The 12,856-nt window shown below is 65.6% G+C and carries 10 protein-coding genes; 4 read left to right on the forward strand and 6 right to left on the reverse strand.

Features of this window, described 5'->3' with window-relative positions; translation table 11 throughout:
• Positions 1–15: 15 nt before the first annotated feature.
• Complete coding sequence (locus tag ACYVGK_RS00805) at positions 16–396, reverse strand: hypothetical protein (protein WP_460731325.1); 381 nt, start codon at positions 394–396, stop codon at positions 16–18.
• Between the two features lie 477 nt (positions 397–873).
• Complete coding sequence (gene hrpB / locus ACYVGK_RS00810; protein ID WP_460731326.1) at positions 874–3,393, reverse strand: ATP-dependent helicase HrpB; 2,520 nt, start codon at positions 3,391–3,393, stop codon at positions 874–876.
• A gap of 403 nt (positions 3,394–3,796) precedes the next feature.
• Between hrpB and ACYVGK_RS00815 the strand changes: the two genes are divergently transcribed.
• Positions 3,797–4,606 (forward strand): TatD family hydrolase, encoded by an 810-nt coding sequence (locus ACYVGK_RS00815; RefSeq protein ID WP_460731327.1) that lies wholly within the window; start codon positions 3,797–3,799, stop codon positions 4,604–4,606.
• Between the two features lie 67 nt (positions 4,607–4,673).
• On the opposite strand, the gene ACYVGK_RS00820 is transcribed toward ACYVGK_RS00815, so the two are convergent.
• The 4 genes from ACYVGK_RS00820 to ACYVGK_RS00835 all read right to left on the reverse strand — a co-directional run bounded on the left by ACYVGK_RS00820 (position 4,674) and on the right by ACYVGK_RS00835 (position 11,000).
• A complete protein-coding gene (locus ACYVGK_RS00820; RefSeq protein WP_460731328.1) occupies positions 4,674–5,576 on the reverse strand; it encodes a DUF2167 domain-containing protein in 903 nt (300 codons plus the stop codon).
• 233 nt (positions 5,577–5,809) lie between these two features.
• Complete coding sequence (locus ACYVGK_RS00825) at positions 5,810–8,959, reverse strand: TonB-dependent receptor plug domain-containing protein (protein ID WP_460731329.1); 3,150 nt, start codon at positions 8,957–8,959, stop codon at positions 5,810–5,812.
• A gap of 212 nt (positions 8,960–9,171) precedes the next feature.
• On the reverse strand, positions 9,172–9,957 hold the full coding sequence (locus ACYVGK_RS00830; RefSeq protein ID WP_460732411.1) for an ABC transporter permease: 786 nt from the start codon (positions 9,955–9,957) through the stop codon (positions 9,172–9,174).
• Positions 9,958–10,004: 47 nt separating this feature from the next.
• The gene (locus ACYVGK_RS00835) at positions 10,005–11,000 is read right to left on the reverse strand and encodes an ABC transporter ATP-binding protein (RefSeq protein WP_460731330.1); all 996 of its coding nucleotides are present in this window, start codon (positions 10,998–11,000) and stop codon (positions 10,005–10,007) included.
• 117 nt (positions 11,001–11,117) lie between these two features.
• Here ACYVGK_RS00835 and ACYVGK_RS00840 point away from each other — a divergent pair, with 117 nt between their 5' ends.
• The 3 genes from ACYVGK_RS00840 (at position 11,118) to ACYVGK_RS00850 (ending at position 12,831) form a co-directional block, all read left to right on the forward strand.
• The gene (locus ACYVGK_RS00840; protein WP_460731331.1) at positions 11,118–11,885 is read left to right on the forward strand and encodes a ferredoxin--NADP reductase; all 768 of its coding nucleotides are present in this window, start codon (positions 11,118–11,120) and stop codon (positions 11,883–11,885) included.
• Positions 11,886–12,004: 119 nt separating this feature from the next.
• A complete protein-coding gene (locus ACYVGK_RS00845) occupies positions 12,005–12,637 on the forward strand; it encodes a hypothetical protein (protein WP_460731332.1) in 633 nt (210 codons plus the stop codon).
• Positions 12,634–12,831: a helix-turn-helix transcriptional regulator gene (locus tag ACYVGK_RS00850; RefSeq protein WP_460731333.1), complete on the forward strand. Its 198-nt coding sequence runs from the start codon at positions 12,634–12,636 to the stop codon at positions 12,829–12,831. The genes ACYVGK_RS00845 and ACYVGK_RS00850 overlap by 4 nt, the downstream gene beginning before the upstream one ends.
• The last annotated feature ends 25 nt before the right edge of the window (positions 12,832–12,856 follow it).

Genomic DNA, 12,856 nt, shown 5'->3' on the forward strand with positions numbered 1-12,856 from the left:
CCGCGCGCGCGGACGCTAGGTCCGCGCCGACGGTTGTGTACGCGTGCGCGCGCCTGTTCGCGTGTTGCGCGTGCGCCGGGCGCTGGTGTCGCGCCGGGCCTCCACACGTCGCGCGCTGCCTTCGATCGTCGCGTCGTCGTAGCTGTCGCGTTCGGCCCGCTTCGCACGCCGATGCATCGCGTACCAGAGCAGTCCGGCGCCCGCGACCGCAGCGGCGATGACCACCGGATTGCGGCGCACGAATTTGCCGGCCACGCGCGCCCCGCTCTTCAGTACGGCCAGCTTCGCGCCCGCGTCGAGCAGATCTCCCGCCCTGGGCAGTGCATGCCGGACGTTGCTGCCTACGGTACTGGCCAGTTCCAGCGCACGTTCGGAAACCGCTTCGATCCTGTTCATGAACGACCTCGGGTTTTGCCCTCGAAAACGGGCCCCAGTGTCCCCTGTAGTTCGTTGACTTGGCGTGTAGGGGCGCCGCCACAGCACGTGAACATGATGATGTCCCACCGCCGCCGCGGGTAACGAACGTTACGTGCCGCGGGGCTTCGCCCGATGCGTCGCCGTGGCACTCCACGGATCCTCGGGCCGCGCCGCCACGGCGCGTGACTATGACGATGTCCCACCGCCGCCGCGGGTAATGAACGTTACGTGCCGCGGGGCTTCGCCCGATGCGTCGCCGTGGCACTCCACGGATCCTCGGGCCGCGCCGCCACGGCGCGTGACTATGACGATGTCCCACCGCCGCCGCGGGTAATGAACGTTACGTGCCGCGGGGTTTGGCCCGATGCGTCGCCGTGGCACTCCACGGATCCTCGGGCCGCGCCGCCACGGCGCGTGACTATGACGATGTCCCACCGCCGCCGCGGGTAACGAACGTTACGTGCCGCGGGGCTTCGCCCGATGCGTCGCCGTGGCACTCCACGGATCCTCGGGCCACGGATGCTTCGGATACCGCCCCTTCATCTCCTTCTTCACTTCCGGATAGGTGCGATCCCAGAAGCTGCGCAGATCACGAGTGATCTGCAGCGGCTTGCCGCCCGGCGACAACAGATGCAGCGTCAACGGCACGCGTCCGTCGGCAATACGCGGCGTATCGGCGAGACCGAACAGCTCCTGCAATTTCACCGCCAGTACCGGCGCGTCCGGCGCACCGGCACCCTCATTCGCAGTCGCATCGAAGCCGTATTCGATCCGCCGCTCCATCCCGGACGGCACCACGATTCGCGTCGGCGCCAGCGCGTCGATCTTCTGCCGCAGCGACCAGTCGACCTGCGACTTCAATGCTTCGCCCAGGGCCTGTTCATCGAGCGCATCCAGCCGGGTCTTGCCGGATAGCGCCGGCTTGAGCCAGTCATCGAGTGTCGACAGCAACGCGGCGTCGGAAAGATCAGGCAATGCGTCCAGCTCGGGCATCCAGCTGCGCAGGCAGCGCACGCGCGTACGCCATTGGGTGAGGCCCTCGGTCCACGGCAATGCGTCGAGACCCAGTTGGCGTACTGCATCGACCAGCGCATCGGCATAGCGCGACGAATCCGGTTTCGCCAGGGGCTTGCTCTCCAGCACGATGCGGTCGTAGCGGCGTTCGCGTACCGCGGCGATTCCGCGCGTGTTCGCGTCCCAGACCACGCGGTCCTCGCTGACGAAGCGCTGCGGGAATTCGCGCTGCAAACGCGCCTCGTCCAACGGCACGGCGCGCATGATCCGCGCATCGCGGGCTTCGTCGCGCAGTTCGCTGATCACCAGCCACGGCTCGCCATACAGCGCACTATCATCGAACAGCTTCGCGCTGCGACCGTTGGCAAGCTGATAGCGATAGGGATCGGATGGATGTTGGCGCGCGATGCGATCCGGGTACGCATGCAGCAGTACATCGCCGAGCACGTGCGAGGGCAGGTGCGACCGCGGCGGCGGATCGACGCGCACGCGGCGGCGCCATTGCTTCGCCGCCTGATCCAGCGCGGCGAGCGCCGAACGCGAGGCATCGGCAGGCACGCGTCCGCTGCGGAATGCGGCGAGGGCCTGCCAGCGTTCGGCAAGCGCATCCGAACGCGAGCGCAGCGGATCGCGCGCCTCGATCAGTGCGGCCAGATCGCAGGCCAAAGCACGCTCGTCGGTATCGGTCGGCGCCAGCAGCATCGCGGCCAGTCGCGGATGCGTGCCCAGCGCGAGCATGCGCTTGCCGAGTGGCGTGATGGCCGCGCCATCGAGCGCACCCAGTCGTTGTAGCAATTCACGCGCTGCGGCGAGCGCGCCCGGAGGCGGTGCATCGACGAAGCGCAGATTCGCGTCGCCCCACGCAGCCAGTTCCAATGCGAGGCCGGCGAGTTCGACCTGGGCGATTTCGGCGCGGCGTTGCGGTTCCAGCCGCTGCGATTCCGGCCACAGGCGATACGCCCAACCTTCGGCGACGCGGCCGGCGCGGCCGGCACGCTGGTCGGCCGACGCCTGCGCGATATTGACCACGTCCAGACGCGCGAAGCCGCTGTTGGGGTCGTAACGCGGCTCGCGCGCGAGGCCGCTGTCGATCACCACGCGCACGCCGGGCAGGGTCACGCTGGATTCGGCCACATTGGTGGCGAGCACGATGCGGCGATGTCCGTCGGGATCGGGCTGCAGCACGCGCGATTGCTGCTCGACCGGCAGTTCGCCGTGCAGCTGCAATACGTCGACCTGGCGACTCGCCTCGCTGCTCGCCAGCGCCGCGTCGGTGCGAGCGATTTCGCGTTGCCCCGGCAGGAACACCAGTACGTCGCCAGGATGCTGAGTCAACGCGTGTTCGATGGCGCGTCGGGTCTGATGTTCGAGCGCTTCCTCGCGCTTGCCGGGAAAGTGCGTGATCGTCACCGGATAGCTGCGGCCGGCGCTGCTCAGGCGCGGCGCGTCGAGGAAGTTCGCAAGGCGTTCGCCATCGAGTGTGGCCGACATCACCACGAGACGCAGGTCATCGCGCAGCGAGGCCTGCACGTCGAGCGCGAGCGCCAGGCCGAGGTCGGCTGACAAATGGCGTTCGTGGAATTCGTCGAACAACAGCGCGCCGACCGCGTCCAAGGTCGGATCGTCCTGGATCATGCGGGTGAGGATGCCTTCGGTGACGACCTCGATCCGGGTCGCGGCCGAGACCTTGTTCTCGAAGCGGATGCGGTAGCCGACGGTGCCGCCGACGTCCTCGCCACGTTGTTTCGCCATGAAGTTCGCGGCAGCTCGTGCGGCGACGCGGCGCGGTTCCAGCATCACGATCTTCTTGCCGGCCAGCCAGGGCGCGTCGAGCAACGCCGGCGGGACCTGGGTGGTCTTGCCGGCGCCGGGTGGCGCTTCCAGCACCAGGCGTGTGTGAGTTGCCAGCGATTCGCGGATGCGCGGCAGGAGGTTGTCGATGGGGAAGGTGGGGCGGTTCACTGCGAAAGGATAATTGGGATCTGTGCTTTCGCCGCGGTTGCTTGTCCTTCTCCCCGCGCGCGGGGAGAAGGTGGCGCGAAGCGCCGGATGAGGGGCGCGCTGGCGAAGCCGGCACAGATCGCGCACACCCCTCACCCTGCTTCGCTGCGCGAAGCGGTCCCTCGCTGCGCCCCCGGCCCTTACGCACAGCGCAAGGGCGTTCAGTTGGACGTGCGCCAGTGGCGCACAAGCGCCCGCCTTCACCCCGCAAGCGGGGCGAGGGAGCTCCAGGCATCGCTACAATTGTCGGATGCAACTGATCGACATCGGCGCCGCGCCGCGATGGCCGTCACGCGTCAGTACACTCCAACGCGCCGCAGCGCGCCGGGCACTTTACCAGCGTGGCGAAATAACTCTATGACTTATGCAACTGATTGATATCGGCGCCAATTTGACCCACGACTCCTTCGACCACGACCGCAACGCGGTACTGCAGCGCGCACGCGATGCCGGCGTGGTCCAGATGGTGATTACCGGAGCCAGTCGCGAACATTCGCCGCTCGCGCTGAAGCTGGCCAAACAGCATCCGGGCGAACTGTTCGCCACCGCCGGTGTGCATCCGCACCACGCCAGCGAATACACCACCGAGTGCGACGCCGAGATGCGCGAGCTGCACACCCACGCCGAAGTCGTCGCGGTGGGCGAATGCGGGCTCGACTACTTCCGCGACTTCTCACCGCGTCCGTCGCAGCGGCGCGCGTTCGAACTGCAGTTGCAGATCGCCGCGGAGACGAAGAAGCCACTGTTCCTGCACCAGCGCGACGCCCACGCCGACTTCATGGCGATGATGAAGAACTTCGACGGCCGGCTCGGCCCGGCGGTGGTGCATTGCTTCACCGGCACGCGCCAGGAGCTGTTCGATTACCTCGACCAGGACTGGCACATCGGCATCACCGGCTGGCTGTGCGACGAACGCCGCGGCCAGCACCTGCGCGAACTGGTTCCGCATATTCCCGCCAACCGGCTGATGATCGAAACCGACGCGCCGTATCTGTTGCCGCGCACAGTGAAGCCGGCACCCTCACATCGCCGCAACGAGCCCTTCTACCTCGCGCACATCGTCGAGGAACTGGCGCGCGACCGCGGCGAGGCGGTGGACGTCGCCGCCGCGCATACGACCGCGACGGCGCGCGAGTTCTTCCGGCTGCCGGTGCCCACGGTCGCGCTGCCGTAGCGCTGGCGCAGAAACGACGACGGCCCGCAGCAAGCGGGCCGTTGCACACATCACACGCTCTGCGGCGTCAGCTCACTACGCCGGTGTTGTCCTTCTTGCGGCTGAAGAAGCCGAAGATCTTCTTGAAGAACGCGCCCACCAGCATCACCAGCGGAATCAGCGCCTTCTTCAGGCCCAGCAGCAGTACGCCGAGCTTGGCGAACAGACCCGCCTTCGCCGCGATGCCACCGGCGATCAGCGCGGCGATGCCGTAGGCCGCGACCTTGTCGGAGCTCTTGTCGTAATCGGCGTAGCGCGAACCGGCATCGAACTCGACCATTGGCAGCAGCTGCTGCATGCCCGTCTTCACTTCCGCCAGCTCGTTCATGCGTGCCACGGCGTTGAGGCTGACAAAGCCGCGACGACCGAGCACGCGGATGTCGTAATTGACGGTGCGATGTTCGGCACCTTCGCTCTGCAGCTCCTTGGCCCAGTACAGCTTCTTGCTGACGGCGTCGTAATGCGGCGGTTCGGCCCAGCCGACCAGCTGAATGGCGCTATAGCCGGCTTCCTTGCGCGCGGCGTTGCTTTCCTTGTCGGCTTCCTGCAGCTCCTTGAGCATTTCGGCGTAATCGATCTTGGCCGCGTCCTCGTCGGAAACGTAGCCTTCGTCGGAATACGTCACCACCACCGCCCAGCCGCTGTCGTCAAGCACGCCGCGGCCCTTGGGCACGATCATGCCGAGCACGCTGTCGTCGGGCGGATTGCCCCACAGCTGTTCCAGCACCTTGCGCGCGTCGGCGGCGCCGAGGTAACGGAAGTTGTCATTGAGCTTGAACCGCGCCTTGGCTTCGTCGACGGCGACCTCGCCATCACGCCATTGGAAGCCGGCGACGATCGCGCGTGCGGCGTCTTCCGGCGACTGGCTTTCCTGCGCGTGCGCGCCCATTGCAACGGCCAGCAGGCCGAGCAGCATCCATTTCAGTTTCATCGTGTTTCCTGCAGTTGGGCGTCCCCACGCCCGAGGCGTCAGTCTCGCAAGCCGGCGGCAGCGCCTGCAAGCGCAGACTGCTCGCGTATCAGCTGCGCAGGCCGACGCGATCGCAGCGAAGCGGTGGACCTCACCGCCACGCAGCAGATTGCACATGTAACCGCGTGCGCCTCCGCAAAAGAAACAGGCCGGCTTAAGCCGGCCTGTTCTGCTGTTGCTCTGAGTAGCTGCGATTACTTGAAACGCCAGGTGTAGCTCAGTACATAGCGGCGACCGAGGATGTCGTAGGTGCCGATACCCAGCTCGCCCGGGGTGCTGCCCAGTGGCGGCGCCTTGTCGGTGAGGTTGGTGACGTTGAAGCGGACGATGCCGTTGTCCTCCGGACCGAACGTGTAGCTCGCGCCGGCATTGACCAGGTAGTAGCTTGGCAGACGCAGAATGTCCTGCGTGTCGGCATTGTTGTCCAGGTCGAACTCGGCGCTGCTCAGATAGCGTGTACCTGCGTTCACGCCCCAGTGACCCTTGTTCCAGCCCGCGGTGAGCGCGTACTGGCGCTTGGACGTGCCGACCTCGCCCACCGAGCGATCGACCGTCACGCCGGTCGTCGAGCTCTCGAAGTGCTTGAGCACCTGTCCATTGAGGTCGAAGGTGAAGTCGCCGACGGCACCGGCGTTGAGGCGGTAGCTGACTTCACCGGTCCATGCACCGAACTTGATGAAGTCGCCATTGCGATAGCGCACCTGGACGATGTCGAACTGGCCGGCCTGCGGATTGCTGCCCAGCGGACCCGGCTGACGACGGATGACCGAGCAGAAGGCATTGGCGTTGTTGACGTCGGCGGCGTTGAAGTCCGGGTTGTCATAGCACGCCGACAGCACGTCGTTCACGCTCTGCGCGAAGATCTGGTCGGTGAGCTTGATCTTGTTGTAGTCCACCGCCACGCGCAGGCCATGCACGAATTCCGGCTGCCACACCACGCCCGCGGTCCACGAGTCGGCGGATTCGTTGCGCAGCTCCGGTTCGCCTTGACGCGCGCCACGCACGGTGCCGCTACCCTGCTGGAAGCTGGCCGGGTTCAGGCCATACGCGGCATAGAACGCGTTGCAGTTGCGCTGCCGCACGGTCGGGTTTGGACCGCTGCTGACGTTGGCCGTGGCGCACGGATCCGAGGCGGTCTGGAACAGCTCCACCGGCGGCAGGAACAGTTCGGTGATGACCGGCGCGCGCAGCGAACGGGTCTTGTTGCCGCGGAACAGCAAGCCTTCGATCGGTTCCCATTGCAGGCCGTAGGTGTAGGCGTTGAAGCCACCGTTGACGCTGTTGTTCACGTGACGGAACTTGCCAGTCACGTTGAGGCTGTGCAGGCCGGGGATGTCGTTGTCGGGCGAGGCCAGCGGCAACAGCACTTCACCGTAGTACTCGTTGGTGTGGAACTTGCCGTGCAGGCCGGGGATGGCGACGGAGCGACCCAGGCCGCGACGGGTGAAGTCGTTGGGCGAGAAACCGCCTTCTTCCTGGCGGTATTCGTAACCGGCGGCCACCGCGAGCGGGCCCGCCCACAGGTCGGCGACATCGCCGTGGATGAAGGCGCTGTAGACCTGCTGTTCCTGCAGGAAATCGGTGGCCTGGTAGTCGGTGATGTAATCCTTAGCCGCCTGCGAGATCTCGCCCTCACCGAACGGTCTCACTGCCACGCACGCCGGATCCGCGGTACGGCCGGAGCCGGCCGGGAAGCCTGCGAGCGTCACGTAGGGAACGGCGGTCTGGCAGTTGTTGATCGCGTTGATGAAGTTCTGGTGGTTCAGCGCGGTCTGCGAATTGACCGCGTGCATGCGGCCGTAATTGGCGGAGACTTCCCAACCGAACGTTCGGCTGCCCAGGTCGAAGTCACCCTTGGCGCCCACGACCCAGCGATTGATCTCGCCCTCGGTCTGCTCCGGCGTCAGGCCCATGTTCTTGAACGTGCGGTTCATGCGGAACGTATTCGTTCCACTGATACCCGCAGCCGCGAGCGCGGCGCGCGCCTGCGCGTTCAGCAGCGGGTGATCCGCGCGCACCAGCAAAGCGCTGTTCAGGCGCGTACCGGTGGTGGCGTTGCTGAAGGTGGCCGTGGCCGGCGAGGTGTTCTCGGAATGGTAGTTGGTGCCTTCCCAGAACAGGCGCACGCGATCGGTCAGGTCGTACTGGCCGGTAAGGTTGACCGAGTAGCGCTCCTGGTTCTGCAGCAGCGCCACGTACGGCGCGGTGAACAGGCCATCACCACCCACAGCGGTGTTGGTGCCGAAGTTCACGCCCGGGTTGTACGACACGAGGTTGCCGTTGGGATCGAACTGGAGATAGGTGTTCCGGCTCGGGCCCAGGCCGACTAGCGCACCGCCCTGCGAGTTGTTGATCGAACCCGACGTCGGCAACACAAGACCGCCATAGGTCGTGGTGAAAGTATGCGCGTCCTGGATCAGCACCAGCCCGGGGATGCCGTCGGTGGGGCTGGTGTTGAACGGCACGTTGGTGTTGATGCGGCCGTCGGTGGTCGGATTGCGCGTCGACTGGCCACTGGCGGGATTGGCGATCTGCGCCGCGTTGGGGTTGGTCGCAAATGCGTACGCGTTGGCGAAGTCCTCGCGGTCCGAGCGCAACAGGCCGTCGACCTGGCCGAAGTTGCCGCTCAGCACGAGGTTGCCGCGCTGCTCCGGACCGAAATTCGAGCCGGCGATGAAGCTGTAACCCAGCGTCTCGTTGTCGCCGCGGTCGCTGATGCCGTAGTTGACGTTGACTTCAGCGCCTTCGTAGTGGTCCTTGAGGACGATGTTGACCACGCCGGCAATCGCGTCGGAGCCGTAGGTCGGCGCACCGCCGATGGTCACGTTCTCGACGCGGTCGACCAGCTGGGTAGGGATCGCATTGAGGTCCACCTGCAGACCGGCCGAAGCGCCGAAGTTGGTCAGGGCGCGCGAGGTGACCACGCGACGGCCGTTGACCAGGGTCAGGGTGCGGTTGCTGTCCAGACCGAAGCGGTTGACGAAGTTCACGCCGGTGGCGAAGTTCGCCTGGCCGCCCTCGGGGGTTTGCGCCGGGCCGAAGCCGACGGTCTCGTTGAGCGCATCGGCGACGTTGGTCAGGCCGCGCGCGCGGATCTGCTCGCCGCTGAGGACGGTGGCCGGTTCAAGCGTGTCGAAGCCCGCGCGCGGAATGCGCGACGCGGTCACCATGACCGTATCAAGGGTGGTGGCGTCCTTGTCGGTCGCGGTGGCTGCTTGTTCCTTCTTGGCTGCAGGCTGCGTCGGCGTGGTGGTTGCGTCTTGCGCCCACGCAGGTGCTGACAAGGCGACGAAGATGCTCAGCATCAGCCGGCTGCGGCGCAGCGGCTTGTAATGGTTGGCCATCGGGGAAAAGTCCTTGTTGAGAGAGTGAAGCGGCCCGGTCGGGAAAAGCCGACGAGAGAATGCGTGCTCCGGAGCGGCGCATTTGATACGGGACTACTTTTTCTTCACAAGTGCACGAATTGGCTTTTCAACACCGGTTCGCGAATTGACTTTTCCTGGCGCGAGAAATCGCATGGAGGAATGGCGAAGGAGCCTTCAGCCATTCCGTCTTGTCACGAGCGCAGGCCCACGCCGCGCTTGAGCAGCCACAGCGCCAACGCGCTCAAGCCGACGATGAAGGCGAGCATCAGCGCGAACGCGGTCCACATCGACACGTCGGTGATGCCGAGCAGGCCATAGCGAAACGCATTGACCATGTAGAACACCGGATTGAGATGCGTCGCCGCCTCAGCCCAGGTCGGCAGCAGCTTCACCGAATAGAAGACGCCGCCCAGATAGGTCAGCGGAGTGAGGATGAAGGTCGGGACGATCGCGATGTCGTCGAACTTCTTCGCGTACACCGCGTTGACGAAGCCGGCCAGCGAGAAGATGGTCGCACCGAGCAGCACGGTAGCGAGGGTGATGAACGGGTGCGGCATGCTTACACGGGTGAACAGCATCGAGATCGCCAGCACGATCGCGCCAACCAGCAGGCCGCGCAGCACCGCGCCGGTGACGTAGCCGCCGAGGATCACCCAGTTCGGCATCGGGCTGACCAACAATTCCTCGACGTGGCGCCCGAACTTGGCGCCGAAGAACGACGAAGAAATGTTGCCGTAGCTGTTCTGGATCACGCTCATCATCACCAGGCCGGGGACGATGAAGTCCATGTAGCGGATCCCGTCCATGGCCTGGACCTGGCGTCCGATAAGACCGCCGAAGATCAGGAAGTACAGGGTCATCGTGATCGCCGGCGGCACCAGGGTCTGGCCCCAGATGCGCAGGATGCGGGTGACCTCGCGGCGCACGATGGTGCCGTAGGCGGTGAGGTTGCGCTGGGTGGCGGTGGTTTCGCTCATCGCATTCTTGTCCGTGCCTTTGCCGACTTCGCTTTCGATCGCGGTGCTCATGCCGACTGCTCCGGCTGCACCTGCACGCCGTTGACGGGCGGGGCCTTGTCCAGGTTCTCGCTGGTCAGGCGCACGAACAGTTCTTCCAGGCGGTTGCTCTTGGTACGCATCGACCGCACACGGATGCCGGATTCGTTCAATGCATCGAACACGCGGTTGAGATCCATCGCGCGCGGCATCTCGACGTCGAGGGTGTGGTCATCGGCGGCAACCATGGTGGTGCCGGCGATCGCCGGCAGCGTCGGTGGCAGCGTGCCATCGATGTCGAACAGGAAGCCTTCCACGTCGAGCTTGGCCAGCAGCGCCTTCATCGGTCCCTGTTCGACGATCCGCCCCTTGTCGATGATCGCGAGGTTGCGGCACAGACTCTCGGCTTCCTCAAGATAGTGCGTGGTGAGGATGATGGTGGTGCCCGCCGCGTTGATTTCCTTCAACGTTTTCCACATGCCGCGGCGGATCTCGATGTCGACACCGGCGGTAGGTTCGTCGAGGATCAGCAGCTTGGGCCGCGTCATCATCGCGCGGGCGATCATCAACCGGCGCTTCATGCCGCCCGACAGCGTGCGGCTCATCATCTGCGCCTTCTCCCACAACTGCGCGCGGCGCAGTTCTTCTTCGGCACGCTTGAGCGCTTCCTCGCGCGGCACGCCGAAGAAGCCGGCGTAGTTGCACAGGATGTCGAGCGGCTTCTCGAACATGTTGAAGTTGAGTTCCTGCGGCACCAGGCCGATCAGGCGCATCGCTTCGTCGCGGTGCTTGAGCAGGTCGGTACCGAAGATCGATACGGAACCGGATGTCAGATTCACCAGCGAGCTGACGATGCCGATCAGGGTCGACTTGCCCGCGCCGTTGGGACCCAGTAGGGCGAAGAAGTCGCCTTCGCGCACTTCCAGCGAGACGCCCTTGAGCGCTTCCACCTTGTTGTCGTAGGTCTTGCGCAGGTCGCGGACGGAGAGCGCGGAAGCGACCGGAGCCGCTGGGTTTGCAGTCATGGGAAAAGGCCTGTTTTCTGCCTTGCGCGCGAGCCGCGCGGCGATCCCGGTAGTATAGGCGGCCCGGTGGCGAGGCCTTCGCCACGCTGTGTTCCATTCAAGGCAGATCCCCAGACCGTGGCCATCCAGCATTTCCCGCTCAAGCTCGTCTCGCGCCGCATGCTGGCGCCCACCGTCGGCCACTACACCTTCGTGCGCAGCGACGATCAGCCGCTGGATTACATCCCCGGCCAGTTCATCCAGGTGCACTTCAACTACGCCGACGGCACGGCGACCAAGCGTTCGTATTCGCTGGCGACGATCCACGATCACGCGCTGGGCGCGGGTGAAGCCGTGGAGATTGCGGTGAGCTACGTCACCGGCGGCGCGGCGACTGCGCTGTTTGAGGGCCTGAACGAAGGCGACGCGATCGATGCCAGCGGTCCGTTCGGGCGCTTCTGCCTGATGCCGGCCGATTCCAACCGCCGCTACCTGCTGATCGCGACCGGCACCGGCGTGACCCCGTACCGCGCGATGCTGCCGCAGCTGGAGACGCTGATCCGCCAGCGCGGCGTACAGGTGGTGCTGCTGTTTGGCGCGCGCACGCCGGTGGAGCTGCTGTACGGCGACGAATTCCGCGCCTTCGCCGACAAGCATCCGGACAACTTCCGCTTCATCCCCTGCCTGTCGCGCGAACTGCCCGCCGCCGATTCGCCGCAGGCGCACGCTGACGTGCGTCACGGCTACGTGCAGCAGTTCCTGGCCGAATTCGCGCCGGATGCGGCGCACGACATCGCTTACCTGTGTGGCAACCCGAACATGGTCGATGCCTGCTTCGAGACGCTGAAGGGCTATGGCCTGCCGGTGCCGCAGATCCGGCGCGAGAAGTACGTCAGCAGCAAGTAGGCACTGCTGCGGCCGGTCGATAGGACCTGCGCGCCTTGGGCGCGCGCCCTGTAAAGCACGCTTGACACGCCACGAGCGCGGACCTATGGTGCCTGTCAAGCTACCTTGACAGGCCTTCCATGCCGCACGCCACGCTCCTTCGCCGTCTGCCGATATTGCGCACCGCGGGCAGCTGCAAACTCGCCGCTATTGCCCTGTTTTGTGTCTGCCTGCTGCTGTGGGGCCTGGCCGCCGGCACTACCTGGCTGGGCTGGCCCATCCACCCGCGAGTAATTCGTACGGGACTTGGGGTTACGGCCGGCGTGCTGTTGGCCTCGGCCATGCTCTGGTTTTCCCCAGGCAATATTCGCGACATGGCGACGCCCGCGTTGACGCGGCGCTACTACCGCGAGTTCGGCCCGCCAATGCTCGCCTACGTCGTGGTGATGCTGGGTTGGAAGCGCGTGCTTGCCGCTGTCGATGCGTCCTGGCTGCGCGCACTGGTCGCGTTGCTGCCGGTGCTGCTCATGGCGCTCGTGATCCGCGCACTCGCGCGCTACGTGCGCGACTCCGACGAGATGCAGCGCCGCATCGAGCTGGAATCGGTCAGCCTCGCCGCGGGCCTGGTTGGCATCGGCTACATGGCCGCGGGCTCCCTGCAAGGCGCAAAACTCATCACGACGGACGCGGCGGCGGCGATGCTCGGGGTCTTCCCGGCATTGTGCGTCTGCTACGGCTTCATTCGGATCGTCATCGCGCGGCGCTACACATGAACAATCGCCTGCGCGAAATGCGCGAAGGCGAAGGTTGGTCGCAGGGCGAACTCGCCCAGCGGCTCGACGTCTCGCGTCAGACCATCAACGCACTGGAGACCGGCAAGTACGACCCGAGTCTGCCGCTCGCTTTCAAGATCGCGCGCCTGTTCGGGCAATCGATCGAATCCATCTTCCTGCCGGAAGAATCCTAGTTCCGTTGTTTCCAGCCACATCGCA

Source organism: Lysobacter tyrosinilyticus (assembly GCF_054779815.1).